The following is a 24537-nucleotide window of genomic DNA, read 5'->3' as shown; positions in this document are numbered from 1 at the left end:
CTTGCCCGCCTCGGGCCTCCAGGAGATCCGCCTCAGCGTCGTGGCGACGCAGCCGCGCGGCATCGTCTCCGTGGCGGAAAGGACCGAGATCGAGCTGCGCCCGCCGCGCGCAGCGTTGATCGGACCCGGCGGACGCGAGGATCTGCGTCCGCCCGCCCGATGGGGGTATGGCCCCGCGGCTTGATGCGAGGATGCTGCGACTTGGCGGCGATCGTGCGCCAAGTCGCAGGATGTTTCGCGGCCGGTGCCGCTCAGAAGACCGGCATTGCACCCGCGACGGTGACCAGGGCGCCGGACGTGTAGCTGCTCTCCTCGGAAGCCAGCATCACGTAGGCCGAGGCGAGCTCGGCCGGCTGGCCGGGGCGCCCGAACGGAACCTGGCTGCCGAACGATTTCACCGAATCCTGGCTCATCCCGGACGGGATGAACGGCGTCCAGATCGGGCCCGGCAGCACCCCGTTCACGCGTACGCCCTTCTCGGCGAGGAGCTGGGCGAGGCTCAGCACCATGTTGCTCAGCGCACCCTTGGTGGCGCTGTAGGCCATGAGCGACGGCATCGGGTGCTTGGAGTTCACCGAGGAGGTGAAGATCACCGAGGCGCCGGGCTTGAGATGCGCCAGCGCCGCCTTGGTGACGTAGAACGGCCCGAACACGTTGGTGCGGAAATGGTCCTCGAAGAGGGAATCCTCGATGGCGGCGAGGTCTTCGTTCGGCTGCTGGAACGCACCGTTGTTGACCAGAACGTCGAGGCGCCCGAACGTCTCTACCGTCCGGGCGACGATCTGGCGCCCGTAGGCTGCGTCCTTGAGGTCGCCCGGCAGGAGCAGCGCGCGCCGGCCCGCCTTCTCGATCCAGCCGGCCACCGCCTCGGCATCCGCCTGCTCCTCCGGCAGGTAGGAGATGGCGATGTCGGCCCCTTCCCGGGCGAACGCGATGGCGACGGCGCGGCCGATGCCGCTGTCGCCGCCGGTGATCAGCGCGGCCTTGCCGGTGAGCTTGCCCGAGCCGGTGTAGCTCGCCTCGCCGTGGTCGGGCTCGGGCGCCATGCGGCCGGTCTTGCCCGGGAAGCTCTGAGGCTGCGCCTCGAAGGGCGGTCGGGGATACTTGCGGAGCGGATCAGTGGTCACGCGTGGTCTCCGGGTGGAATGCCGGTCCAACCGCCCCGCGTCCGGGCTGTTCCGGAGCGGTGCCCGCGTTTCGGTTCAATCGAGTCTCGGGAATCACAGGCCCGGATCTGGTTTGGAATGCGGGAATACAGAGAGGGGCTGTGCACCGACACAGGTCAGCAACAGGGGCTCGTCAATCTTGGCGGAGAGGAGGCGCCCCAATGATCGACATTCGACCTGAGGACCGAACCGCCCGCGTCATCGATCGCGCTCTGCTCGGCGCGGCGATGCTTTCGCTCGCCTTCGGCCTGGCCACGGGCCTGTGGGGGCTGCTGCAATGAGCCGCGCGCGGCATGCCGCTTCGGTTCGCGATGCCTGATTCGGGTCGGGGACGCTGCCATGCGCCGGCCCGCGCTCGACCGATCCCCTGCGGCGCTGATCGGGATCGGTCTCGCGATCCTCGTGCTCGCGCTCCTGCTCGGAGGGATTCCGTGAGCGGCCGGCGCGGATCGGTCCGTTCCACCGGGGGCCGGACGCGATGCTGAACCGTGCCGTCGCCGCCGCCCTGGTCGTCGTAGCAGCGGCGTTCCTGTTCTATCTCGCAAACCTCGCCCGCGAGGCCTTGTCGCCCAACGAGCCCTACGCGGCCAGCATCGGGTTGAGCCTCGACCAATGTGTCGCCGCGCAGAACGGTCTCTCGTCCGCGGACGCCCGAGCCTATTGCCGGCGACCCGTGCCGAAGCGCCTCTGATCCTTCGGACGCGACAGGCCCGATCCATGAACGCGAAACGCCCCAGGAGCGGAGTCCTGGGGCGGCCTTCGACGGGGCGACCAGTCTGATCGGGCTGGGGAGGCTCAGCCGAAGGCCATGGCTGGGCCGCTCAGTAGCTGCCGAACTTGTAGTTCACACCCACACGGCCGAGCACGCCCTCGTTCTGGAAGCGCGTCGCGAAGGCGTTGATGTTCCGGTAGGTCGGCAGGACCGGGATCGTGCGGTTGCCGAGGTCGTAGTAGAGCGCCTCGCCCTTCACCGTCACCGCGCTGGAGCGGAAGAAGTTCAGGAAGGAATCGGTGGGCAGGGCATACTCGACGCCGCCGCCGACCGCGTAGCCGGTCTCGGTGCGCGCGCGGCTCCCGTAGTAGTTCGGCTGAATGTCCGTCTGGAAGAGGCTGGCGCGGTACGTCTGGCCCGCATAGGCGAAGCCGCCGGTTGCGTAGACCAGTGTGCGATCGAAGGCATAGCCGACGCGACCGCGCACGGTCCCGAGGTAGTCGCCCGACTGGCGGAAGCTGTTGGTTCCGGCGAGGTTGCTCTTGAAGCTGTTGCGACCGTGCAGATCCGTATAGGCGGCATCGGCCTCAACGCCGACGACGAAACCGGATCCCGGCGTGAACTGGTAATTGTAGCCTACCTGGCCGCCGCCGGTGAAACCGTCCCGCTGCAGCGGCGTTGCGGCCGAATAGGTTCCAAGCGGCGTGCCTCTGCTTGTCCGGATCACGCCCGCCGTGTCGGCGACATCCTTGGTTGAGGTGATGTAACCGGCGTTGATGCCGAAGTAAGCCCCGGTCCAGGTGAAGACCGGCAGCGGGACCGGGGCCGGCGGGAGCGCGCGGCGGGGCAGATCTGCAGCCGATGCGGCCGTCGTCAGAGCGACGAGGACAGTTGCGGATGTGAGGATGTTCTTCATGTCGGTCGGTTCCGAGAATTCGATGCCGATGCCGACGTATCTCAATCCGGATCAACCGTCTGTGTCCGCATTGCAACAGAACACATCAAGTATATTGATTGAATATGTTCGAAATATCAGAGATTTCTGAATCTTTCAATTCAAGAAATTTGGCACTTTTCTGAGGATGTGCACGATAAGAGACAGATTGCAGCGCATATAGCCTTGCAAGCAATCTGCGAATGCGGCGGGGCGCTGCCGCGCGCTCTGCACGGGACGGGCGGGAAAAAAGGAGCGGCGCCCGATCGGACTTCGATCGGGCGCCGCGCCGGAACCTGTCTTCGTGCCGCCTCAAGCCAGAGCGTCCAGGCTCCGGTCAAGCGTTCTCTAGTGGTCGTGGCTGCAGCCAGGGCCGTGCACGTGCCCATGATCGTGCCCATGATCGTGCCCATGCTCGTGCCCATGCTCGTGGACGTGGTCATGGTGGCTGTGTCGGTGATCCTGATCGTGGGCGTGATCGTGTCCATGATCGTGTCCATGATCGCCCGCATGGTGGTGATCATGCCCGTGATGGTCATGACTGTGATCGTGGCCGCAGGTGCTGTGATCGTGGGCCGCGCGTTCGGGACGGAAGGCGCGGGAGACCGGGCTCGCGTGGCAGCCCTGGCCGCGCACCAGCTCGGCCGTCGCAGGCGTTGCCGGGACGTAGAGCACGTCGGTGGTGATCTCGGATGGCACGTGGCTGCCGCCGAGCTGCCAGGCCAAGCGCATCAGCCGGGCGGGGTTCTCGGCGCGCACCTCGAGAAGATCCTCCGCGGCGGCGCGCACCGCGACCAGCCGGCCGTCGTCGAGGCGCAGGGCGTCGCCATCCTCGAGGGGCGCGGCCTTGGTGAGCGCCACCGCGAAGCCGAGGCCGCCCTCGGCAACGAGCGACCCCGCGACGGCCTCCCGGGCGGCGTGGTCGAGGCTCACCGTGTCGGCGATGCGGTCGGCGCGCACCGCGGCCCGGCGGACGATCGTGGTGGCTGTCGGCATGGGACCCTCGGATAGAGGCCGGATTTGGCTCTGCGGCCCCCGGCCGGGCGCCGCCTCTGGGCCGAGGCATAGGGCGAGAGGCGAGCCCGGCGCAACTCCGGACGCTGTCGATGGAACCTTAGCCATATAGTCGACATTCCGTTCCTGCTAAGCTCAGCGCGATCCGCCGCGATCACGGCCAACGGCCGGACCGGATGCACAAGGGAGTTCTGGGGACCATGAAGAAGCTGACAGCCGCGGCCCTCGCCACCATCGCCGCCCTCTCGCTGGGCGCCTGCAACACGCCGGAGGACCGGGCGCTCGGCGGTGCGGGCCTCGGCGCGCTCACCGGTGCGGCGATCGGCGCCGCCGCCACGGGGCGTGCCGGCGGCGCGCTCGCGGGCGCGGCGATCGGTGGCGCCGGCGGCGCCATCGTGGGCGCCTCGACCGCGCCGCGCTGCCCCTACGGCACCTATCGCGACGCCTACGGCAACATCTACTGCCGCTGAGCCGGCCGCGCCGGGGGCCGGGCGCGTCCCGGCCCTTCCGCGCCGCCTGAGGAGCGGCTATCCCGGCGCTCGGCCGGGCGCGTCCCCGGTGACGGACGCACGCCGCCGACGATGATTGCACCACCTCTCCCCGTCGCACCGGGGCCTCGCCGTCCATGAGCCAGGGAGACCGGGCTCCGGGCGTCTGGGGCAAGATCGGCGGGGCCGGACTCGGCCTGGCGATCGGCGGTCCGCTCGGAGCGCTGGTCGGCGGCGTCGCCGGCCACTTCCTGCTCGACCGCGTCGGCGCACCTTTCGGCCGGACGCCCCGGGACGTGGTGTTCACCACCGGCCTCGTGGCGCTGGCCGCCAAGATGGCCAAGTCCGACGGCGTCGTGCTCCCGTCCGAGGTCGAGGCTTTCGGCCGCGTCGTGCAGGTCGATCCGGCCGCGCGTCCGGGCGTCGAGCGCCTGTTCGACCTCGCCAAGAAGACGACCAACGGCTTCGAGGCCTACGCCCGCCAGCTCGCCACGACCTTCGGCGACGAGCCCGCCCTGCTCGAGGACGTGCTCGACGGCCTGTTCCAGATCGCGGGCGCCGACGGGGCGCTCCACGAGGCGGAGGAGCGCTACCTGCGTGCCGTGTCGGGCATCTTCGGCTTCGACGAGGCCGCGTTCCAGCGCATCGCCGCCCGGCATGTGCGCCTGCCGGACGATCCCTATATCGTGCTCGGGCTCGACCGCGAGGTCGACGACGCGACCCTGAAGGCGCGCCACCGGGCGCTCGTCGCCGAGCACCATCCCGACCGGGCTCTGGCCCGCGGCCTGCCCGCCGAGGCCGTGGCGATCGCCACGCGGCGTCTGGCCGCGATCAACGCGGCCTACGACCGGATCGCACAGGAGCGGGGGCTGCGGTGAGTCTCGTCCCGGACAGCCCCCTCGCCCGCCGCGTCGCGCCCTCGCCGAACCACGGCGCGCGCCGGACCGGCCGGCCCGACATGCTGATCCTGCACTACACCGGCATGGAGAGCGGTGCCGCCGCCCTGGCGCGCCTGCGCGACCCGCTGAGCGAGGTCTCGGCCCATTACCTCGTGTTCGAGGATGGCGGCATCGTCCAGATGGTGCCGGAGGTCCGGCGGGCCTGGCATGCGGGCGCGGGGTCCTGGAAGGGCGAGACCGACATCAACTCTCGGGCGATCGGGATCGAGATCGTCCATCCGGGTCATGCCGGCGGGCTGCCGCCCTACCCGGACGCGCAGATCGCCGCGGTGATCGCGCTGGCGCGGGACGTCCTGTCCCGCTGGCCGATCCCGCCGGAGCGGGTGCTCGCCCATTCCGATATCGCCCCGGAGCGGAAGGAGGATCCGGGCGAGACCTTTCCGTGGGACCGCCTCGCCGCGGCGGGGATCGGCCATCGCGTGCCGCCCGCCGCCATCCGGGACGGCCGCTTCTTCGCCAAGGGCGATGCCGGCCAGCCCGTGGAGGCGCTGCAGGCGATGTTCGCCCTCTACGGCTACGACCTGCCGGTCACCGGGCTGTTCGACGCGCGCACGCGGGCGGTCGTCACCGCATTCCAGCGCCACTTCCGGCAGGCGCGGGTGGACGGCGTGGCCGACGCCTCGACCATCACCACCCTGCGCGATCTGATCGCGGCCCTGCCGGCGGCCTGATCGTCAGGCCCGGTGGGCCCGGGCCTCGTGCGGATGCCCGGGCTCCGGGACGGCCTGGGCGGGTGCGTCGGACCGCGTCCGCCACAGGCTGTAGGCGACGCCCGCGGCCAGCAGCGTCAGGGTCACGACCAGCGAAACCCAGGGCGGCACGGTCACGAGCTCGAACGTGTCGGCGACCACGATCTTGGCGCCGATGAACATCAGGATGAAGGCCAGTGCGGTCTTGAGGTAGGCGAACCGGTCCACCATCGCGGCGAGGGCGAAATAGAGGGCGCGCAGGCCCAGGATCGCGAAGATGTTGGAGGTGTAGACCACGAACGTGTCGGTGGTGATCGCGAAGATCGCCGGCACGCTGTCGACCGCGAAGATCACGTCGGCGCCGTTCACCAGCACCAGGGCCAGGGCCAGCGGGGTGAAGTATCGGGCGACCCGGCCGGTCTTCGGATCGGTCTTGCGTACGGTGAAGCGCTGGCCGTGCAGGTCGGGCGTGACCCGGAATGTGGTCTTGAACCAGCGCACGACGGCGCTGTTCTGGAAGTCGCCTTCCTCCTCGTCGCCGGAGAGCAGGATCTTCAGGCCCGCGTAGATCAGGAAGGCGGCAAACAGCGACAGCACCCAGTGAACCTGATGCACCAGGGCGGCACCGAGCCCGATCATCAGGCCGCGCAGCACCACCGCCGCCAGGATGCCCCAGAGCAGGACCCGGTGCTGGGCGGCACGGGGGATGCCCAGGGCCGCCAGGATCATGGCGATGACGAAGACGTTGTCCATCGACAGCGACTTCTCGACCACGAGGCCGGTGACGTATTCCTCGCCGGCCTGGGGCCCGAGATACCACCAGATCCAGCCGCCGAAGGCGAGGCCGAGGGCGAGATAGAAACCGGTGAGCGCCAGGCTCTCCCGGACGCCGATCTCGTGCTCCTTGTCCCGGTGCAGCAGCCCGAGGTCGAAGGCGAGCAGGCACGCGATCAGGACGTGGAACCCGAGCCACATCCACAATGGCTTGCCGAGCCATGCGATGGTGAGAACATCCATCATATGCGGGACCTGATGCTAATTCCGGACGGAAAGCATCGGCTCCGACATCACGGACGCTGAACAGCGTCCGCCAGAGGGGCCCGCAGCCGATAGGGGCGAGTTAAGCGGGGGAACCGGGCGAATCAAGGGCAGACCCCCGGACGGGGGAGCCCGTCATCCGCGCCGCCGGTGGCGATCGCGTCCGGAGGGGCGGGAACGCGGGGCGCGTCAGCCGCGGGCGTGCCTTCGCCGGTACTCGGCCGGACTCGTGCCGACCCGCCGGGTGAAGGCGCGCCGGAGCGTGTCGGCATCCCGGAACCCGCAGGCGCCCGCGACCTGCTTCAGGGCGATGTCCCGGGTCTCGAGGAGGCGGCGCACCGCCTCGATCCGCACGGTCTCGACATAGGCGGCCGGGGTCAGGCCGGTCTCGGTGCGGAACACGCGGGCGAAATGGCGCGGGCTCATCCCGGTCCTGGCGGCGAGCCGCTCGACGCCATGGTCCTCCGCCGGGTGGGCGGCGACCCAGCGCTGGACCTCCTGCAGGGCCGAGCGGCCGCTGGGCGCGCTGACGCCGCGGCGGCTGAACTGCATCTGGCCGCCGCCGCGCTTGAAGAACATGACGAGTTGGGCCGCCACCCGGCGGGCGATCTCGGAACCCAGATCCTCCTCCACGAGCGCCAGGGCGAGGTCGAGCCCCGCCGTGACGCCGGCGGCGGTCCGGAGCGGCCCGTCGAACAGGCAGATCGCGTCGGGCTCGATCCGCGCTCCGGGATAGCGCGCGGCCAGCATCTCCGCGACGGCCCAATGCGTCGTCACCCGCCGGCCGTCGAGGAGACCGGCCTGCCCGAGCAGGAAGGCGCCGCTGCAGACCGAGCCGTAGCGCCGGCTCCGTGCCGCCGCGTCGGCGAGCCAGGCGAGGAGATCGGCCGCAAGGGCGGCCTCGTGGATCCGGGGCGCCCCGGCGACGAGGAGCGTGTCGAAGGCTGCGCCGCCTTCGAAGGGGGCCACGAGGTCGGCGATCAGGCGCCGGCCCGACGAGGTCGTGATCGGGCCCGGCTCCGTCCCGATGAGCGACAGGCTGTAGGCGTCACGGCCGCTCTGCGCATTCGCCTCGGCAAAGACGTCGAGCGGACCGGCCACGTCGAGGAGCTGGACGTCGGGCAGGGCGAGGAGGGCGATCGATCGGGGCGCCATGCGGAGTCCGTGGCCGGGGATGCCGGCAGGTTGGCAGAAATCGTCGTGACACGGCGATTGATGCCACGATGGTGGCCACGTAGCTCATGGGGACCGCCAGCGCAAAGGAATCCCTCCATGAGCATCCGTTCCGAGGCCGCCATCCCCGACAGCACCCTCGCCCGGGCGATCACCGAATTCGTCCGCGACAGCGAGACCGAGCTGCTCTTCAACCATTCGAGCCGGGTCTATCAGTTCGGTGCGCTCGCCGGAGTCCACCGCGGCCTGACCTTCGACCGCGAGCTGCTCTACGCGGGCGCCATGTTCCACGACCTCGGCCTGATGCCCGACCACAGCAGCGCCGAGGAACGCTTCGAGGTCGACGGAGCCAATGCCGCCCGCGACTTCCTGAAGGCGCACGGCGTGCCCGAGGCGGAGGTCACCACCGTCTGGACGGCCATCGCGCTCCACACCACGCCGGGCATCCCGGTCCACATGCATCCGGTGGTCGCCCTGGTCACGGCCGGCGTCGAGATGGACGTGCTGGGCCTGACCTACGCCCGGTATTCCGATGCCGAGCGGGAGGCGGTCGTCTCCGCCTTTCCCCGCACGCCGGACTTCAAGGAGGACATCATCCAGGCCTTCTACGACGGCATCAAGCACAAGCCGGACACGACCTTCGGCAACGTCAAGGCCGACGTGATCGCCGACAAGGAGCCGGGCTTCCGCAAGGGCAACTTCTGCAGCGTGATCCGGGCCTCCCGCTGGCCCGGCGGCGCGCATGCGGCGGGCTGCGGCTGCGGCCAGCACGGCGACGGAGCAGGCCCGGTGTGACCCTCAGGCCGGCTTGTCCGACCCCCCGCCGTCCATCCTCGGCGAGCCGCGCTCGCCGAGGGCACGCTCTTCCATGAGCGCCAGGAACGTGAAGGCCAGCAGGAGTCCCAGGCAGGCGGCCAGGAACACGAACCGGAAGGTCAGGGCGAGCTGCGCCGGGTCGGCGCCGCGGATCAGGCTCTCCACGTCGTGCCCGCCTGCGCCATCGGCGGCGCCGCCGAGCACGATCGTGCCGAAGGCCGCCACGATCAGCGCCCCGCCGAGGGACCGGAAGAAGTTCATCGACGCCGTGGCGATCCCGAGCTGGTGCCGCGCCACCGCGTTCTGGATCGCGATGGTGGACAGCGGCAGGATCGTCCCGATTCCCATGGAGAGCAGCGCGAACAGCAGCTCCATCAGCCAGAAGGGCAGCGCCCGCCCCTGCCACGCGATGACGGCGCAGCAGGCGAGGCTGACGCTCATCATCGCCAGCGGCACGCGCTTGTAGTGCCGGAAATAGATCATCGACCGGCCCGACAGGGTGGCGCCCGTGACGGTGCCGACCATCAGCGGCACGAGCGCCACGCCGGACTCGCTCGCCGACAATCCGATCACCCCTTCGAGGAAGATCGGCACGTAGATCGTGAGCCCGATGAAGGTGCCCATGGCGAAGCAGGCGGCGAGCGTCGCGCTGTAGACCACTTGGTTCTTCAGCACCTCGATGGGGATCAGCGGCTCGGCCGCCGTGGCGAGCCGCGCCGCGAAGCCGGCGCTCAGACAAGCCGCCAGGGCGAGGAGGCCGAGGACCGGCGCGGAACTCCACGGGTAGCGCACGCCGCCCCAGCTCAGGGCCAGCAGCAGGGCGATCGAGCCCGTGACCATCAGGGCGGCCCCGGGCCAGTCGAGCCGGTGCTGGCGATCGTGGCGCGGCAGGCGCTTCAGGTTGGCGTTGGTCAGCGCGAAGGCGAGGACGCCGATCGGCAGATTGATCCAGAAGATCAGCGACCAGTGCAGGTGCTGGGCGAAGAAGCCCCCGAGCAGCGGCCCCGCCACCGAGGCCGTCACGAACACGCCCGCGATCACCACTTGGTAGCGCGCCCGCTCCTTGGGCGACATGATGTCGGCCAGGATCGTCTGCGACAGCGCGATCAGCCCGCCGCCGCCGATCCCCTGGAGACCTCGGGCGAGCGCCAGCGTCACCATCGTGGGGGCAAGCGCACAGGCGAGCGACCCGAGCCCGAAGGTCGCGATGGCGATCAGCAGCATGATCCGCCTTCCGTGGATGTCGCTGAGCTTGCCGTAGAGCGGGGTCACCGCCGTGGAGGCCAGCAGGTAGGCGGTGACGATCCAGGGCAGGTTCGCGGCGTCGCCGAGATCGAGCCCGATGGTCGGCATCGCGGTCGCCACGATCGTCTGGTCGAGGGCCGCGAGCAGCATCGCGGTCATCAGCCCGAACACGATCGCGCGGATCTCGCTGTGGCTGAGGCGGTCCTGCGGGGCAGGGGCAGCCGGCTGCGCGGGGATCCCGGTGACGGCGATGGGGCTGCCCACGTGGGTCTACCTCTGTCCGGGCCGCAGACCCGGCCCGCCCTCCGGGATGGAGGGCGATGCTGGGCGGCAAGCGAGAAGGGATGCGTCGATGGTCCTCGATCGAGGGAATAACCGATCTACGCAAGCTGGAGAGCGGAGAAGAATGTATCTGCGGGGCGCCTGGGTTCCCATCGCGTCGTTGATGAACCTGCCGAGCGCGCAGCGCACGGCTTCGCCCGGCCGGGACGGACCGGGCGAAAGGGAGGCGGTTCGTCCAGGGCAGGTCGCGCCGCCCGACAGCGTGACGCCCGGGCCTGCCGTTCCGGACCTTCCGCCTTGACAGGGACCCACGGCCTGCCGCTCTCCGGTCGGATGCCGGATTTCACGACAGACATCGCCATCGTGGGCGGCGGTCCCGCCGGTCTGGCGGCGGCCGAGGTGCTGGCGCAGGCCGGCCGCGCGGTCACGGTCTACGAGCGCATGCCCTCCGTGGCCCGCAAGCTGCTGATCGCCGGCCGGGGCGGCCTCAACATCACCCACAGCGAGGCGCGGGCCGATTTCCTCGCGCGCTATCATCCGGCGGGCGCCCTGGACGCCGCCATCGCGGCCTTTCCGCCCGAGGCCTTGCGGGCTTGGTGCGCGGAACTCGGCGAGCCGACCTTCGTCGGTTCGAGCGGGCGCGTCTTCCCGCAGGGCTTCAAGGCCTCGCCGCTGCTGCGGGCGTGGCTGACGCGGCTCGACCGCCTCGGCGTCCGGATCCGCACCCGCCACCGGCTCGCGGGGATCGCCGAGGCGCTGCAATTCGAGACGCCGGATGGTCAGCTCGCCATCCGGCCGCGGGCGACCCTCCTGGCGCTCGGCGGGGCGAGCTGGCCGCGGCTCGGCTCGGACGGACGCTGGGTGCCGCTCCTCGAAGGGCTCGGCGTGGCGGTGGCGCCCCTGCGCCCGGCCAATGCCGGGTTCGCGGTGGCGTGGTCCGACCTGTTCCGGGAGCGCTTTTCCGGCGCGCCGCTGAAGCGGGTGGCGCTCGCCTGCGACGGCGCCGCGGTGCGGGGCGAGGCCGTGGTCACGGAAGCCGGCCTTGAGGGCGGTGCGATCTATGCCCTGTCGCGCCTCCTGCGCGAGGCGATCGCGGCCCGGGGCAGCGCCCGGCTCGTCGTGGATCTGCGCCCCGACCTGACCCGGGAGGTCCTCGCCCGCCGCCTGTCCGGCGCCCGACCGGGGGACTCGGCCGCGACCCGGCTGCGCAAGGCCGCGGGCCTCCCGCCCGTGGCGGCGGGCCTCCTGCGCGAGGCGGGCGGGGGCGCCCTCCCGGCGGATCCCGGGGCGCTTGCCGGGCTGATCAAGGCCGCGCCCCTCACCCTCACCGCCTCCGCGCCGATCGAGCGGGCGATCTCGACGGCGGGTGGGGTCCGGCTCGACGCCCTCGACGGGCGGTCCATGCTGCGCGACCATCCCGGCCTGTTCCTGGCCGGCGAGATGCTCGACTGGGAGGCCCCGACCGGCGGCTACCTGCTCCAGGGTGCCTTCGCGGGCGGCCGCGCGGCCGCCGCCGGGATGCGCGAGTGGCTGCGCGACATCGGCGGCTGAGGCGTCGCCTCAGGGCCGCGTGCAGAAGCCGACGATCCCCGAGGCCTCGGCCGGGCAGCTGGCGCCCTCCCCGTCGTAGACCGGCGTGCCGGCCTTGAGGCAACGGGCGGTGACCAGCACCTCGTCGGTCGCGCAGGTCACGGTGCAGCCGCCGGCGCAATCGGATTTGCGCACCGGCCGCAGGGCGGAGGCCGCATCTTCGCCCTTCGGACCCGAGGCACCCTGCGATCCGGCCTGGCCCACGGGGCCTGGTGCCCCCTGGATGCCTGGAGTCCCCGGCTCACCCTTCGGACCCGGCGCGCCCTGGGGACCGACCGGACCCTGAGGGCCGGCCTCTCCCTTCGCGCCGGTCTCGCCCTTGGCCCCCTGATCGCCCTTGGGTCCCTGATCGCCCTTGGGTCCCTGATCGCCCTTGGGTCCCTGATCGCCCTTGGGTCCCGTCTCGCCGGGCGGCCCCGCGGCGCCCTGAGGGCCGGGCGGTCCCGGAGGCCCCTCGGGGGCGCAGTTCGCGATCGCGGCCTCGCGCTCGTCCGGTTCGGATTTCAGCGTCACCACGCAGGTCGACGGCCGGTAGGGCAGCCGGAAGGTGAAGCGCCCGCGCCGGTCGGCCTGGATCGAGATCTCGTCGTCCATCACCACGATCGCGCCCGGCTTGCGCACCGAGCCGGAGATGCGGAGGTCGCCGGCCTCGATCCGCGCGTCGTAGACCATGATCGGCTGGCTCGGGACCTGCGGGCGCCGCACCTTCGGCTGTGCCGCACGCGGCCGCGCGGCGGTGGCTGGGTCCGGACCTGCGGCCCCCGGCGGATCCGGCTGCTGGCCGAGCGCCGCCCCCGAGAGGGTGAGCAGGATCGTCAGGGCGAGGGCTGGGCGCATGCGCGATCCCTATCGACCGCGTCACGCACGCGGCGGCCGCCTATTGGTCTCGCGCCACGGTTGGGGTCAACCGTGGCCGTTGAAACCGCTCGTCGCGGTGATTCTACACGCGTCCACAGCCATCCACAGGCCAAGCCTCTGCGGCGACGCGCGATTCCGCGGCCGCACGGAAGCGGTTTGTTCTTGTTCCTGTTATGTTCCTATCCTGCGGCATGATTGGAGCCGACGGAGATGGGGCGGGACCCTGCGGACGAAGCCGAGCGGGAACCCGCGTCCAGCGAGTCCCGAGAGCGGCTGGCCGCCCTGCGGGCGCGCCTCGCACCGCCGGTCGACGGCCGGGACCGGCGCCCGGTCCTGCCCCTGGGCCTGGCCGCCCTCGACGCGCACCTTCCCGACGGCGGCCTCGTCCTCGGGCCGCCCCACGAGATCGCGCCGGCCGAGCCTGCGGACGCGATCGCGGCCCTGGGCTTCGCCCTGGCGCTCTGCGCCCGCCACCTCGCCCTGAAGCCCGGAGAGGCGCTGATCGCCGCCGCGCCCGGCCAGCCCCTGCCCTACGGGCACGGCTTGGCCGGCCTCGGCCTCGACCCGGGCCGTCTGCTGCTCCTCGAAGCCGGCAGCGATGCCGAGGTGTTCCGCGCCCTGGAGTCGGCCCTGCACGCGCGGGCGCTCACGGCCCTGATCGGCCTCCTGCGGGACGGGATGCCGCTGAAGCCGGGCCGGCGCCTGCAGCTCGCCGCGGAAGGGCCCGCGCCGCCGCTCCTGCTGATCCTGCGGCCGGCGCCCGCTGGCCTGCCCAACGGGGCCGCGACCCGCTGGCGGATCGCCGCGGCACCCGCGGCGCGGGACCGGTTCGGCACTCTCGAGCGGCCGCGCTGGCGGGCGCGGCTCGAACGCTGCCGCAACGGGCGCGGCGGCGACTGGCTTCTGGAGTGGGATCATGCCGCGCATCGTCTGCATCTGCCTGAGCCACTGGCCGGTGACGCGGCTGCGGCGGGCCGGTCTCGCGCCTGAGCGCGGCCCGCTGGCTGTGGCGGCCGAGGGGTCCGGCGGCCTGCGGCTCGTGGCCCTCGACCCGGAGGCCCGTGCCCTGGGCCTGAACCCCGGCGAGCCCCTCGGCCGGGTCCGGGCGCGGATCGGCGTGCCGCTCCAGGTCCACCCTGCCGACCCGGCCGCCGACCGGGAGTCCCTGCTCCGGCTCTGCCGCTGGGCGTCGGCCTACGCGCCCCTGGTGGCCCCGTTCGGGCCGGCCGAGGCGACGGACGGGCTCTACATCGACGTCGCCGGGGCGAGCCATCTGCGCGGCGGCGAGGCGAACCTCGTTGCGGATCTGGCCGCCCGGCTCGCCCGCGCCACCATTCCGGCGCGAATCGCGCTGGCCGACACGCCCGGCGCCGCCTTCGCGCTGGCCCGCCATGGCGAGGCCGACCGGATCGTCGTTCCGCCGGGCGGGGCCGCCGAGGCCCTGCGGGACCTGCCCGTGGAATCCCTGCGCCTCGATCCCGACATGGCCGCGGGCCTGCGGCGGCTCGGCCTGCGCCGGGTCGGCGAGCTCGACGCCCTGCCCCGCGGTCCCCTCGCCCGCCGCTTCGGCGAGACCCTGCTGCTGCGCCTCGACCAAGCGCTGGCGCGCCGTCCCGAGCCGCTGGCGCCCCTGTCGGAGGCCGCCGCGTACGCCGCTGCCCGCGGCTTCCTCGACCCGATCGGCCGGCAATCGGACATCGTGCGGACCGCCCGGGACCTGATGGCCGTGATTGCCCCCCGGCTGGAGCGGGACGGGCTCGGTGCCTGCGCCCTGCGCCTCGTGCTCCACCGGGTCGACGGGGCGGTGCGCGCCCTCGACCTCGGCCTGTCCCGACCCGAGCGCTGCCCTGAGCGGGTCGCCGCCCTCGTTTCCTTGCGCCTCGACCGGCTGGGGCCTGCCCTCGATGCCGGGTTCGGATTCGAGACGGTGGCGCTCGCCGTGACGGTGACCGGCATCCTGCTGGCCCGCCAGACGGATCTCGGCGCGGCCCCTGCAGGCGACGGGGTCGGGGTGGTGGCCGACGCCCTGGCGCAACGGCTCGGGCGGGCGCTGCTCCGGCTCGAACCGCGGGCGAGCCACCTGCCGGAGCAGGCTGACCGGATCCGGGTTTGGGTTGCCGGAGAGAGGCAGGGATCGTCAGTGGATAAGGGCCTCGACTCGATGCGGGCGCATCTCCCTCCCCCCTTTGCGGGGGAAGGTGGCCCGCGAAGCGGGTCGGGAGAGGGGGGCGACGCTGCAGAACAGGGCCGTGTCGATCAGGAAGAGCGCGCCCTCTCCGGAAGCCGCGCTCCCCTCTTGCGGGACTGCATCCCGGCCCGACCCCCGCTGACGCGAGGGCCCCCCTCCCCCGCAGAGGAGGGAGGGAGGACGCCTGCCCGCGCCTCCCCGATCCCTTCCCCGATCCCCTCCCCGATCCCCTCCCCCTGGCCCGACCACCTCCCGCCGCGCCCCCTGGTGCTGTTCCCCCGGGGCGAGGCCGCCCTCGACGTTCTCTCGACCATCCCGGAGGGTCCGCCCCGGCGCTTCCGCTGGCGCGCCCAGGTCCATCGAGTCACCCATGCCGAGGGGCCGGAGCGGATCGCCGCCGAATGGTGGCGCGCGCCCGGCGAGCCCCGCGACTACTACCGCGTCGAGTGCGAGGCCGGGCACCGGCTCTGGCTCTACCGCGACGGGCCGCACGCCTCCGACCGCCCGGCCGCGTGGTACGTCCACGGGCTGTTCGCGTGAGCGGCCCCGCTTACGCCGAACTCGCCGTCACCACGAACTTCTCCTTCCTGCACGGCGCCGCGCACCCGCAGGACTACGTCGTGCAGGGCGCGGCCTACGGCCTCGCCGCGATCGGCATCGCTGACCGCAACACCGTGGCCGGCGTGGTCCGGGCGCACGCGGCGGCGCGGGCGCTCGAAGCGGAAGGCACCGTGATCCGGATCCTGCCCGGCGTACGCCTCGTCACCGAGGAGGGGTTCGAGGCCGTCACCTACCCGATGGACCGGGAGGCCTGGGGGCGCCTGTGCCGGCTGCTCACCCTCGGCAACCGGCGCGTCCGCAAGGGCGCGTGCCGGTTCTCCTTCGCCGAGATGCTGGAGGCCGCCGACGGCCAGATATTCATCGCCATGCCCCCGGCCCGGCGCCTGCCGGAGGGGTTCCGGGCGCGGCTGGAGGCGCTCGCCGCCGCCGCCCCGGGCCGGACCTTTCTCGGCGCGTGCCACACGCGGCGCGGCGACGAGCGGCGGCGCCTCGGGCTGCTGGCGGAACTGGGCGCGGCCTCGGGCGCCCCGATGGTCGCGGTCTCGGATGCGCTCTACCACCATCCCGAGCGGCGCCCGCTCCAGGACGTGGTCACCTGCATCCGCGAGGGTTGCCGGATCGGGGAGGCCGGCTACCGCCTGGAGGCCAATGCCGAGCGCCACCTGAAGCCACCCGCCGAGATGGCGCGGCTGTTCGCCGACCACCCGGAGGCCCTGGCCCGCACCGTCGAGATCGCCGAGGCCTGCGATTTCGACCTCGCGCAGCTGCACTACGAGTATCCCGACGAGCCGGTGCCCCCCGGCCGCACGCCGCAGGAATACCTGGAGGAGCTCACCTGGGAACGGGCCCGCTGGCGCTACGCCGGCGACATCCCCGCCCCCGTCGAGGCCACGCTTCACGACGAGCTGCGGCTCATCGCCAAGATGGACTATGCCCGCTACTTCCTGACCCTGTTCGACGTGGTCGCGTTCGCCCGCAGCAAGGGCATCCTCTGCCAGGGCCGGGGCTCGGCCGCCAATTCCGCCGTTTGCTTCTGCCTCGGCATCACCGCGGTGGATCCGTCGAAGCACCGGCTGCTCTTCGCCCGCTTCATCTCGGAGAACCGCGGCGAGCCGCCCGACATCGATGTCGATTTCGAGCACGAGCGCCGGGAGGAGGTGATCCAGCACCTCTACGCCCGCTACGGCCGCGAGCGCGCCGCCCTCTGCGCCACGGTGATCCACTACCGCCCCCGCATGGCGATCCGCGAGGTCGGCAAGGTTCTAGGCCTCACTGAGGACGTGACTGCGGCGATCGCCGACACGGTCTGGGGTTCCTGGGGCACCGGCATGCCGGACCAGCACGTGCGGGAAGCCGGCCTCGATCCGGAGAACCCCGCGATCCGGCAGGCGCTCGACCTCGCCCACCAGCTGATCGGCTTTCCCCGCCACCTGTCGCAGCATGTCGGCGGCTTCGTGCTGACCCGCGGCCGCCTCGACGAGACTGTGCCGGTGGGCAACGGCGCCATGGCGGACCGCACCTTCATCGAGTGGGACAAGGACGACATCGATGCGATCGGCCTGATGAAGGTCGACGTTCTGGCGCTCGGCATGCTGACCTGCCTCAAGCGCGGTCTCGATTTCCTGGAGCGGGATCACGGCACCTTCTACGAGACGCTGGCCGACCTGCCGCAGGAGGATTCCGCGACCTACGCGATGCTGGCCAAGGCCGATTCCGTCGGCGTGTTCCAGGTCGAGAGCCGGGCGCAGATGTCGATGCTGCCCCGCCTGAAGCCCAAGGAGTTCTACGACCTCGTGGTGCAGGTCGCGATCGTGCGTCCCGGCCCGATCCAGGGTGACATGGTCCATCCCTATCTGCGGCGGCGCTCGGGGATCGATCCGGTGGCGTACCCCGCCCCGCATCCGGATCACGGTCCGGCGGACGAGCTGAAGGAAGTGCTGCAGAAGACCTACGGGGTGCCGCTGTTCCAGGAGCACGCCATGCAGATCGCCATCACGGCGGCGGGCTTCACCCCGGCGGAAGCCGACGGGTTGCGCCGGGCGATGGCGACCTTCCGCCATGTCGGCTCGATCGGCGGGTTCGCGGACAAGTTCGTCGGCGGCATGACCCGCCGGGGCTACCCGAAGGATTTCGCCGAGCGCTGCTTCGCGCAGATCCGCGGCTTCTCCACTTACGGCTTCCCGGAGAGCCACGCGGCGAGCTTCGCGCTCCTCGTCTACGCCTCGGCCTGGATGAAGTGCCGGCACCCCGACGTCTTCCTGGCCGCGATCCTCAACGCCCAGCCCATGGGCTTCTACCAGCCGGCCCAGCTGGTGCGCGACGCCCGCGCCCACGGGGTCGAGGTGCGGGGCGTCTGCGTCAACGCCAGCGACTGGGATTGTACCCTGGAGCCGGCGGCGAACCCGCAGATGCACGCCGTGCGGATCGGCCTGCGGCAGGTCCGCGGCCTGCCCGAGGCCGCGATGCGCCGTCTCGTGCGGCTGCGGGCCAACGGCTACGCCAGCATCGAGGGCCTGCAGGCGTCCCTCGCCCTGCCCCGCAACACCCTGGAGCGCCTGGCCGAGGCGGACGCGTTCCGCTCGCTGGGCCTCGACCGACGCGCCGCCCTCTGGATGGTCCGCACCCTGGAGGGGACCTCGGCGCGCAAGGCTGCGAAGGCCGATGCCAGCGAGCGCCGGGCTCATCTCCTCGAGGCGCCGCTGCCGCTCTTCGCCTGGCACGCCGATGACGGCCTGTTCCGGCACGAGCCGGCGGTGGACCTGCCGTCCCTGGCCCCGTCCGAGGCGGTGGCCGAGGATTACTCCGCCACCGGCCTGTCCCTGCAGGGGCACCCGGTGGCGTTCTTCCGGGGGCGCCTCGCCCGGATCGGCGCGATCCCGGCCCGGGCCCATCTCGACCCGGCCCTGCCCCAGGGCGCCCGGGTCACGGTGGCGGGGCTCGTGCTGATCCGCCAGCGGCCGGGCACCGCCAAGGGCGTGGTCTTCCTGACTCTGGAGGACGAGACCGGTATCGCGAACGTGATCGTCTGGAAGGCGGTGTTCGAGGCCAACCGCCGGGCCGCCATGCAGGCTCGGTTCCTCGCCGTGCGCGGCCGGATCCAGCGGGCGGGCGGGGTGGTCCATCTCGTGGCCGAAGGGTTTCGCGATCTCACCGCCTCGCTCCGCGACCTGCGCGAGGCCGGCATGCGGCTGCCCCCCGAGAACACGGATTTCGGCGTGCCCCCGGACCGGCGCGTGTATCGCAGCCGGGATTTCCACTGAGCCCCGCCCCTCGACAGGCCCCGCGCCGCGCGTAGAGTGCCCCCATGTCGAGCTTCGCCGTTCCGCGCCTTCTCCTCGCCGCCTGCGCGTCCCTGCCGCTGATCCTGCCGCTCCTGGCGGGAACTGCCCGGGCCGACAGCTGCGACGACCTCACCCGCCAGATCGCCGGTGCCATCGGCGGCAAGGTCGGCAAGCGGGCCGGCCCGAGCATCGACATCCGCATGGCCGGCCCGATCAAGTTCGACGTGACCTGCCGGGCCGAGCCGATCGTTCAGGCGACCTCCGCCGAGCCCGCCCCCTCGGCGACCTTCTTCCGCGACCTGTCGGTGGCGTCCGAGATCCTGATCGGCGAGTCGGCCGCCACCGTCGAGCCGATCATCACCAACGCCTACCGGACCTCGCTCGCGGAGCGGCGCAAGTCGTTCATCCAGCAGAACGGCTGGTCGGCCTCCTGCTACACCGACCCGGGCAGCAGCACGATGCGGACCCTTTGCTCGGTGGGGCGCATCCCGCCGGGATGAGGCGGACCTGAGCCCGCAGGATGCCCGCCGAGCGCCCGCTCAGTACTCGACCACGCCGTCGAGCGCGTAGTGCTTCACGGTCTTGCGGTTGGCGATCAGCTCGTCGACCGTCGGCTCGCCCTTGAGGGCGCGGGCGATGGCGAGCTTCGTCGCCTCGTAGTTCGTCCGGTAAAGATCCTTCTGGTCGAGGTTGTCGTCCTCGGCGCAGCGCGGGTCGAGCCAGATCATGATGATCATGCAGAGCTCGTCGAGCCCGTCCTTGGGCAGGATGCCCTCGATGATGCAGTCGACGATTGCGTCGCCGGTGGCGGCCTGGACCACGCCGCCGAGGAGTTCGACATACTCGGCCGTGTGGATCGTGGCCTTGGTGGTCATCATCGTGGCCGGACGCACCAGCTGGTTGAGGTCGCGCACCACGAACATCCGGGTGTGGCCCTGGACCTGCCCCATCATCGACGCGAAGGCCTGGCCCACCGGCCCGCGCACCGAGCCGATCAGCACCTCCGGCATGGCGTCGGTGTACTGGCCCTCGGCCGCCAGCACCGTGGCCTCGCCCGCGCGGAACCAGATCTCTTGCATGTTCGAACTCCACCTGATCGGAGCCCGCGGGAGACATCATCGCGCAGCCCGCGTCAATCGATTCAGAGCGGGCCGCCCCGTCGAACACGCCGACCGGCACGAAGGCGATGGTCAGCCCCGAGACGGCGTAAACCACCCCCTTGTCGGGCCCTCGATCCGCCGTCCCGCCGGTAGCTCCCGGTGAAGACCCGGCCGAGCAGCACGATGTCCGGCAGCCCGCAGCTTACGAGACACGGCGCGCCGAACAGGCCGCCGATACCGGCGATGCCGCACAATCAGCAGCGCGTAGCCCCAGCGGGCGCCCCTCCGGGCCGCCGTGATCAGCCTGCCGACATCCGTGTCGGCGCGCATCACGACGAGTCCGGGGCCTGCGGCCTTGAGGAACGCGTTCAGGCGAGGCAGGGAAGTGCTTGGCACGGCTCGGGAACAGGCCCGGGCACGGGGCCGGTTCCGGCGGGCGTCTTCGGGCTTCCACGGGGCAGGCGGGAGGAATGTGAGATGGCCGAGAGTACGGATCGAGGCTCCGGCTGGAGCCTTCAGGCGAGCGCCGTGCCCGACGGGGTGCGTCTGGAACTCGCCCTGTCGGACCTGGGCGGAGGTCCGGTCACCGCCGCGATCGTGCTCGACCGGGCGGAGGCCCGGGCCTTCGCCCGCGCGCTGCTGGCCGCCGCCGGAGATGCGGCGGAACGGACCTTCCCGAAGCCGGGCCGTTGAGGGGCCGCCGCCGACGGATCAGCGCGGGCCGAGGCCCGGATTGCGGCCCGGAAGGCGCGGCACCACCGTGCCCCGCTTCTCGATCGGCGCGTCGCACGCGTAGGCGAACTCGGTCTTCAGCGGATCGAACACGGTTTCGCCGACGATGCGGCAATCCTCTCGCACGGTCTCGTCGAGATAGGCGCGGGCGGCGGTGCGGAAGCGCTTCACCCGGGTCGATTCCGGCTCGGGATCGATCCGGACCTCGCTCAGGTTGCAGCCGGCATATTCACGCAGGGCATTGGAGACGATGAGCATCCGGCGCATCTGCCGGTTGTCGTAGACCTCGTAGGGCTCCTTGCAGCCGATCGTAACCACCTGCGGGGTGAGCGCGACGTAGTTGCGCGAGATGTACGAGAACCCTGTGGTGCAGCCCGCGAGCGCCAGGCCGAGGGAGACCAGGCCCACGGAAGCCAGGCTTCGGGGCAGCAGAGCCGCGGGTCGTCGCATCCTCGTCATCCCAGCCCGATCTCAGCCCGCCCCGGCTCCGCCGCCCTGCCCGGCGGGACGTGGTGCATTGAAACGGCTCCGCTTGCGCCGTCAATTCGTTTCTGCCTCGGACCATGGCGTCCTCGGAAGCGTGGCCGTATGACGCTTGCGGAACACTTGCGGAACGTTTAACCTGTTCGTGATTTGTTTCAGAGACCGTCCCGAGGCGGTCCGCCAAGCCGCGAGGCCCCCGTCGATGCTCACGCGCAAGCAGCTGGACCTCCTGCGATTCATCCAGAATCGCATGCAGGAATGCGGCGTTCCCCCCTCCTTCGACGAGATGAAGGATGCACTCGACCTCAAGTCGAAATCGGGCATCCACCGTCTGATCACGGCCCTCGAGGAGCGCGGCTTCCTGCGGCGTCTCCCGAACCGGGCGCGGGCCATCGAGGTGATCCGCATTCCCGAGAGCCTGGCGTCCCCGGCTGCGGCGGCTCCCGCGGAGCCGCGCCGCTTCACGCCGAGTGTGGTCGAGGGCGGCAAGTCCAAGCAGCCGGCTCAGCCTGCCGCCGCCCGGATGATCGACGAGGCCGGCCGCGCCGTGTCGATCCCCGTCATGGGCCGGATCGCGGCCGGTACCCCGGTCTCGGCGATCCAGAACCAGAGCCATGCCATCACCCTCTCGCCTGACTTCCTAGCCGGCGGCGAGCACTACGCCCTGGAAGTGCGCGGCGACTCGATGGTGGAGGCCGGCATCCTCGATGGCGACCTCGTGGTGATCCGGAAGCAGGACACCGCCAATACGGGCGACATCATCGTGGCCCTGATCGACGACGAGGAGGCGACGCTCAAGCGCCTGCGCCGCCGCGGTTCCTCGATCGCCCTGGAAGCCGCCAACCCGGCCTACGAGACCCGCGTCCTGGGCCCGGATCGGGTCCAGATCCAGGGCCGGCTCGTCAGTCTCGTCCGCCGCTACTGAAGCGGGGCGGCCGGCGCGTCGCCCGGGGCGGGGTTGGCACCCGGCGGATCGTCCTCCGTCGCGGCCATCCCGCGGGAGGCTTCGGCAGGGGGATCCGTCCCGGTCCGCGCGGCGACGGGTAGGCCGGGCAATGCATGCGGGCGCCACGGCACCGTTCGGTCATCGGTCCGGGCGCCCTGTATCGCGAAGCCGCCTGGTCCGGCGCGCAGGGCGACGGCCCCGTGGCTGGCGAGGAAGCGGCGGTCGATGACCAGTGGGCCCGTACAGGTCGGGGGCGCCGCGAGGCCGGTGATCAGCACGGCGGCCCGGGCGCAATCCTCCGGGAAGGCGCGCCGGTCGCGGACCAGGGCGACGGCCCGGCCGTCCGGCAGGATCGCGGTGCAGCCGAGCCGGTCGCAGCGCCCGCCCGCGGACGGGCGGCTCCGCTGTACCGGCGTGCGGCCATCGCCATCGGCCTTCAGCCACTGTTCCAGGACGAAGCCGGAGGGATTCCCCAGCGCCGCGAGGCGCCCGTCGGGACCCCGCACCGCGGCGCCTGCGCCCTGCCGGTCGACGTAGAGATCGTAGCGCTCCGGCAGGGCCGCGAGGCCGAGGCCGACCAGGAGCGGCGGCAGGGCGAGCCAGCGCAGGCGCGAGACCGGGAGCGTCGCCAGCAGCAGCCCGGCCGTCAGCAGTCCCAGCGCCCCGGTTCCGAACGCCGGCAGCACCAGGGTCGCCCGCTCGAACCCGGCGATCCATTCGGAGATCGCCAGCATCCCGCCGACCGCCTGGCCCATGAGCCACCAGACCGGCCGGTCCAGGGCGAACGGGTAGGCGAGGATCCCGATCACCGCGGAGGGCATCACCACCAGGGAGACCAGGGGCAGCGTCAGGGCGTTGCCGATCAGCCCGAACGGCTGGATCGTCTGGAAATGGTAGGTGGCGAAGGGCGCGGTGGCGATCTGCGCCACCAGGGTCGTGGCCAGGGTGCCGGTGACCGCCGACAGGCCGGTGCCGACGATCCGCCCGATCCGTCCCGCCCCGGGGCGCACGAACAGGCGCCCGTCGATCAGCCGCGCGCAGGCGATCAGCCCGGCCACCGCCCCGAACGACATCTGGAAGCTCGGGCCAAGCAGCCCCTCGGGCTCGCGGGCCAGGGCGATCAGCGCGGCGAGCGCGAGGTTGCGCATCGACAGCGCCGGCCGGTCCACCAGGATCGCGCCCAGCATGATCAGGGTCATGATCAGCGAGCGCTCGGCCGCGATGTCCCAGCCCGAGAAGGCGCAATAGGCGGTGACCCCGAGCATCGCGAATCCGGCCGCGATCTTCTTGATCGGCCAGACCAGGGCGCAATGGGGGATCAGCGCCAGGGCCGCCCGCACCAGCCAGAACACGACGCCGGCGGCCAGCACCATGTGCAGCCCCGAGATCGAGACGACGTGGTAGATGCCGGCGGCGCGCAGTGCGTCGTTGGTCGCCGGGCCGATCAGACCGCGCTTGCCGGTCACCAGGGCCGCCGCCACTGCGCCCGCTTGGCCGCCCTCGGCCTGGGCGATCCGGCGGGTGAGCGCGTTGCGGGCCTCGTCCAGCATGGCGGCGAGCCGGAGGCGCAGCGGCGGTGGGACCGGCGGCGTCGCGATCCGGACCGCGCCGACCAGCGAACCCACCGCGCCGATCCCCTGGAAATAGGCGTCCCGGGCGAAGTCGTAGCCGCCCGGGCGGGCCGCTTCGGGCGGCGGCAGCAGGCGCGCGGTGGCGGCGATGACATCTCCGGGCCGCAGGGCCGGCGCCTTGCGGAACGAGACCCGCACGCCGGCGGGCCGCAGGTCCGGCGCGAGTCCCGCGAAGGTCTCGACCCGGACGATCAGCCGGGCTCCGACCTCGCGCTCGTCCAGAGCCTCGATCATCCCGGTGAGCGGGCCGATCGTGGTCCGGCTCAGGATCGGGGCGGCCACCTGCGAGACCCGCCAAGTTGCCGCCGCGAAACCGAGGAATCCGGCTGCCACCGCGAGGGTGAGCGCCAGCGCCGCCGGTCGCGCGCCGAGAAACGGGATCGGCGCCGCCGCGAGCGCGGCCCCGGCCAGCGGTGCGGCCAGAACCGGCGTCCCGTCGACCGCCGCGAAATAGACCAGGATCCCGGTGCCGAAGGCCACCGCCAGCCAGGGGAACAGACGGCGCTGCTCGGCTTCGCGGCGGAGGCCCCCGGCGAGCCAGGCGCCGATGGCCGGCGGGGCCAGGGCGCGCGGGCCCGGCAGCGCCACCGCGCTCCCTGCCACCCTCGCGCCGATCCGCCGCATTGCCGTCGTCCCGATCCGCGCGACCTG

23 protein-coding genes are annotated in these 24537 nt (G+C 72.0%); 13 read left to right on the top strand and 10 right to left on the bottom strand.

Annotation, left to right across the window (positions count from 1 at the left end; all coding sequences use genetic code 11):
* Position 1 precedes the first annotated feature (1 nt).
* Positions 2 to 184 carry a hypothetical protein gene (locus tag JOE48_RS31280; RefSeq protein ID WP_409518615.1) on the top strand — a complete coding sequence of 61 codons (183 nt, stop codon included), beginning with the start codon at positions 2 to 4 and terminating at the stop codon, positions 182 to 184.
* A gap of 67 nt (positions 185 to 251) precedes the next feature.
* On the opposite strand, the gene JOE48_RS27315 is transcribed toward JOE48_RS31280, so the two are convergent.
* Complete coding sequence (locus JOE48_RS27315) at positions 252 to 1127, bottom strand: SDR family oxidoreductase (RefSeq protein ID WP_210034527.1); 876 nt, start codon at positions 1125 to 1127, stop codon at positions 252 to 254.
* 517 nt (positions 1128 to 1644) lie between these two features.
* Between JOE48_RS27315 and JOE48_RS27310 the strand changes: the two genes are divergently transcribed.
* On the top strand, positions 1645 to 1857 hold the full coding sequence (locus tag JOE48_RS27310) for a hypothetical protein (RefSeq protein ID WP_210034525.1): 213 nt from the start codon (positions 1645 to 1647) through the stop codon (positions 1855 to 1857).
* Between the two features lie 130 nt (positions 1858 to 1987).
* On the opposite strand, the gene JOE48_RS27305 is transcribed toward JOE48_RS27310, so the two are convergent.
* Both JOE48_RS27305 and JOE48_RS27300 read right to left on the bottom strand, forming a co-directional pair.
* Positions 1988 to 2794, bottom strand: coding sequence for an outer membrane protein (locus tag JOE48_RS27305; RefSeq protein ID WP_210034517.1), 807 nt, complete (start codon positions 2792 to 2794; stop codon positions 1988 to 1990).
* 366 nt (positions 2795 to 3160) lie between these two features.
* Positions 3161 to 3808 (bottom strand): urease accessory protein UreE, encoded by a 648-nt coding sequence (locus tag JOE48_RS27300; RefSeq protein WP_210034515.1) that lies wholly within the window; start codon positions 3806 to 3808, stop codon positions 3161 to 3163.
* A 218-nt stretch (positions 3809 to 4026) separates the two neighbouring features.
* On the opposite strand from JOE48_RS27300, the gene JOE48_RS27295 reads away from it, so the two are divergent.
* From JOE48_RS27295 to JOE48_RS27285, 3 genes are all read left to right on the top strand, one after another.
* On the top strand, positions 4027 to 4296 hold the full coding sequence (locus JOE48_RS27295) for a hypothetical protein (protein ID WP_007560631.1): 270 nt from the start codon (positions 4027 to 4029) through the stop codon (positions 4294 to 4296).
* Positions 4297 to 4451: 155 nt separating this feature from the next.
* On the top strand, positions 4452 to 5192 hold the full coding sequence (locus tag JOE48_RS27290) for a TerB family tellurite resistance protein (RefSeq protein ID WP_210034512.1): 741 nt from the start codon (positions 4452 to 4454) through the stop codon (positions 5190 to 5192).
* Entirely contained in the window at positions 5189 to 5944 is a 756-nt protein-coding gene (locus tag JOE48_RS27285; RefSeq protein WP_210034510.1) for an N-acetylmuramoyl-L-alanine amidase, read from the top strand. Before JOE48_RS27290 ends, JOE48_RS27285 begins: the two co-directional genes overlap by 4 nt.
* A 3-nt stretch (positions 5945 to 5947) precedes the next feature.
* On the opposite strand, the gene JOE48_RS27280 is transcribed toward JOE48_RS27285, so the two are convergent.
* Together JOE48_RS27280 and JOE48_RS27275 are read right to left on the bottom strand one after the other, a co-directional pair.
* Positions 5948 to 6982: a TerC family protein gene (locus tag JOE48_RS27280; RefSeq protein ID WP_210034509.1), complete on the bottom strand. Its 1035-nt coding sequence runs from the start codon at positions 6980 to 6982 to the stop codon at positions 5948 to 5950.
* 207 nt (positions 6983 to 7189) lie between these two features.
* On the bottom strand, positions 7190 to 8155 hold the full coding sequence (locus tag JOE48_RS27275) for a GlxA family transcriptional regulator (RefSeq protein WP_210034507.1): 966 nt from the start codon (positions 8153 to 8155) through the stop codon (positions 7190 to 7192).
* A 117-nt stretch (positions 8156 to 8272) separates the two neighbouring features.
* Here JOE48_RS27275 and JOE48_RS27270 point away from each other — a divergent pair, with 117 nt between their 5' ends.
* Positions 8273 to 8968, top strand: a complete 696-nt coding sequence (locus JOE48_RS27270) for an HD domain-containing protein (RefSeq protein ID WP_210034505.1) — start codon at positions 8273 to 8275, stop codon at positions 8966 to 8968.
* 3 nt (positions 8969 to 8971) lie between these two features.
* On the opposite strand, the gene JOE48_RS27265 is transcribed toward JOE48_RS27270, so the two are convergent.
* The gene (locus JOE48_RS27265; protein WP_210034503.1) at positions 8972 to 10498 is read right to left on the bottom strand and encodes an MDR family MFS transporter; all 1527 of its coding nucleotides are present in this window, start codon (positions 10496 to 10498) and stop codon (positions 8972 to 8974) included.
* Between the two features lie 351 nt (positions 10499 to 10849).
* Here JOE48_RS27265 and JOE48_RS27260 point away from each other — a divergent pair, with 351 nt between their 5' ends.
* Entirely contained in the window at positions 10850 to 12067 is a 1218-nt protein-coding gene (locus tag JOE48_RS27260; protein ID WP_210036087.1) for a TIGR03862 family flavoprotein, read from the top strand.
* 9 nt (positions 12068 to 12076) lie between these two features.
* Here the strand turns inward: JOE48_RS27260 and JOE48_RS27255 are convergent, their stop codons facing one another.
* The gene (locus tag JOE48_RS27255; RefSeq protein ID WP_210034495.1) at positions 12077 to 12943 is read right to left on the bottom strand and encodes a collagen-like protein; all 867 of its coding nucleotides are present in this window, start codon (positions 12941 to 12943) and stop codon (positions 12077 to 12079) included.
* A gap of 231 nt (positions 12944 to 13174) precedes the next feature.
* Between JOE48_RS27255 and JOE48_RS27250 the strand changes: the two genes are divergently transcribed.
* The 4 genes from JOE48_RS27250 to JOE48_RS27235 are packed head-to-tail and all read left to right on the top strand — an operon-like array spanning position 13175 to position 19494.
* Complete coding sequence (locus tag JOE48_RS27250; RefSeq protein ID WP_210034493.1) at positions 13175 to 13954, top strand: ImuA family protein; 780 nt, start codon at positions 13175 to 13177, stop codon at positions 13952 to 13954.
* Entirely contained in the window at positions 13881 to 15692 is a 1812-nt protein-coding gene (locus JOE48_RS27245; RefSeq protein ID WP_210034491.1) for a Y-family DNA polymerase, read from the top strand. The genes JOE48_RS27250 and JOE48_RS27245 overlap by 74 nt, the downstream gene beginning before the upstream one ends.
* Positions 15689 to 18973, top strand: a complete 3285-nt coding sequence (locus tag JOE48_RS27240) for an error-prone DNA polymerase (RefSeq protein ID WP_210034489.1) — start codon at positions 15689 to 15691, stop codon at positions 18971 to 18973. Before JOE48_RS27245 ends, JOE48_RS27240 begins: the two co-directional genes overlap by 4 nt.
* Positions 18974 to 19017: 44 nt before the next feature.
* Positions 19018 to 19494, top strand: a complete 477-nt coding sequence (locus JOE48_RS27235) for a hypothetical protein (protein ID WP_210034487.1) — start codon at positions 19018 to 19020, stop codon at positions 19492 to 19494.
* Between the two features lie 39 nt (positions 19495 to 19533).
* Here JOE48_RS27235 and fae read toward each other — a convergent pair whose 3' ends face one another.
* Positions 19534 to 20073, bottom strand: coding sequence for a formaldehyde-activating enzyme (fae, locus tag JOE48_RS27230; protein WP_210034485.1), 540 nt, complete (start codon positions 20071 to 20073; stop codon positions 19534 to 19536).
* A 498-nt stretch (positions 20074 to 20571) separates the two neighbouring features.
* Here fae and JOE48_RS27225 point away from each other — a divergent pair, with 498 nt between their 5' ends.
* Positions 20572 to 20787, top strand: a complete 216-nt coding sequence (locus JOE48_RS27225) for a hypothetical protein (protein WP_210034484.1) — start codon at positions 20572 to 20574, stop codon at positions 20785 to 20787.
* Positions 20788 to 20805: 18 nt separating this feature from the next.
* Here JOE48_RS27225 and JOE48_RS27220 read toward each other — a convergent pair whose 3' ends face one another.
* Positions 20806 to 21276, bottom strand: a complete 471-nt coding sequence (locus tag JOE48_RS27220) for a hypothetical protein (RefSeq protein WP_210034482.1) — start codon at positions 21274 to 21276, stop codon at positions 20806 to 20808.
* 235 nt (positions 21277 to 21511) lie between these two features.
* Here JOE48_RS27220 and lexA point away from each other — a divergent pair, with 235 nt between their 5' ends.
* On the top strand, positions 21512 to 22234 hold the full coding sequence (gene lexA / locus JOE48_RS27215; RefSeq protein WP_210034480.1) for a transcriptional repressor LexA: 723 nt from the start codon (positions 21512 to 21514) through the stop codon (positions 22232 to 22234).
* On the opposite strand, the gene JOE48_RS27210 is transcribed toward lexA, so the two are convergent.
* On the bottom strand, positions 22228 to 24510 hold the full coding sequence (locus JOE48_RS27210) for a ComEC/Rec2 family competence protein (protein WP_210034478.1): 2283 nt from the start codon (positions 24508 to 24510) through the stop codon (positions 22228 to 22230). The two genes, lexA and JOE48_RS27210, sit on opposite strands and share 7 nt — an antisense overlap.
* Positions 24511 to 24537 lie beyond the last annotated feature (27 nt).

Origin of the sequence: Methylobacterium sp. PvR107, assembly GCF_017833295.1 — a bacterium.
GTDB lineage: Bacteria > Pseudomonadota > Alphaproteobacteria > Rhizobiales > Beijerinckiaceae > Methylobacterium.
This window is presented reverse-complemented; position numbering and strand designations above follow the sequence as displayed.

Bases quoted from the DNA above. Each gene is read 5' to 3' on its own strand.
- JOE48_RS27280 (WP_210034509.1), bottom strand. From the start codon at position 6,982: ATGATGGATGTTCTCACCATCGCATGGCTCGGCAAGCCATTGTGGATG.
- JOE48_RS27290 (WP_210034512.1), top strand. From the start codon at position 4,452: ATGAGCCAGGGAGACCGGGCTCCGGGCGTCTGGGGCAAGATCGGCGGG.
- JOE48_RS27310 (WP_210034525.1), top strand. From the start codon at position 1,645: ATGCTGAACCGTGCCGTCGCCGCCGCCCTGGTCGTCGTAGCAGCGGCG.
- JOE48_RS27245 (WP_210034491.1), top strand. From the start codon at position 13,881: ATGCCGCGCATCGTCTGCATCTGCCTGAGCCACTGGCCGGTGACGCGG.
- JOE48_RS27300 (WP_210034515.1), bottom strand. From the start codon at position 3,808: ATGCCGACAGCCACCACGATCGTCCGCCGGGCCGCGGTGCGCGCCGAC.
- fae (WP_210034485.1), bottom strand. From the start codon at position 20,073: ATGCAAGAGATCTGGTTCCGCGCGGGCGAGGCCACGGTGCTGGCGGCC.
- JOE48_RS27305 (WP_210034517.1), bottom strand. From the start codon at position 2,794: ATGAAGAACATCCTCACATCCGCAACTGTCCTCGTCGCTCTGACGACG.
- JOE48_RS27270 (WP_210034505.1), top strand. From the start codon at position 8,273: ATGAGCATCCGTTCCGAGGCCGCCATCCCCGACAGCACCCTCGCCCGG.
- JOE48_RS27225 (WP_210034484.1), top strand. From the start codon at position 20,572: ATGGCCGAGAGTACGGATCGAGGCTCCGGCTGGAGCCTTCAGGCGAGC.
- JOE48_RS27210 (WP_210034478.1), bottom strand. From the start codon at position 24,510: ATGCGGCGGATCGGCGCGAGGGTGGCAGGGAGCGCGGTGGCGCTGCCG.
- JOE48_RS27250 (WP_210034493.1), top strand. From the start codon at position 13,175: ATGGGGCGGGACCCTGCGGACGAAGCCGAGCGGGAACCCGCGTCCAGC.
- JOE48_RS27260 (WP_210036087.1), top strand. From the start codon at position 10,850: ATGCCGGATTTCACGACAGACATCGCCATCGTGGGCGGCGGTCCCGCC.
- JOE48_RS27235 (WP_210034487.1), top strand. From the start codon at position 19,018: ATGTCGAGCTTCGCCGTTCCGCGCCTTCTCCTCGCCGCCTGCGCGTCC.
- lexA (WP_210034480.1), top strand. From the start codon at position 21,512: ATGCTCACGCGCAAGCAGCTGGACCTCCTGCGATTCATCCAGAATCGC.
- JOE48_RS27220 (WP_210034482.1), bottom strand. From the start codon at position 21,276: ATGCGACGACCCGCGGCTCTGCTGCCCCGAAGCCTGGCTTCCGTGGGC.
- JOE48_RS27255 (WP_210034495.1), bottom strand. From the start codon at position 12,943: ATGCGCCCAGCCCTCGCCCTGACGATCCTGCTCACCCTCTCGGGGGCG.
- JOE48_RS27295 (WP_007560631.1), top strand. From the start codon at position 4,027: ATGAAGAAGCTGACAGCCGCGGCCCTCGCCACCATCGCCGCCCTCTCG.
- JOE48_RS27275 (WP_210034507.1), bottom strand. From the start codon at position 8,155: ATGGCGCCCCGATCGATCGCCCTCCTCGCCCTGCCCGACGTCCAGCTC.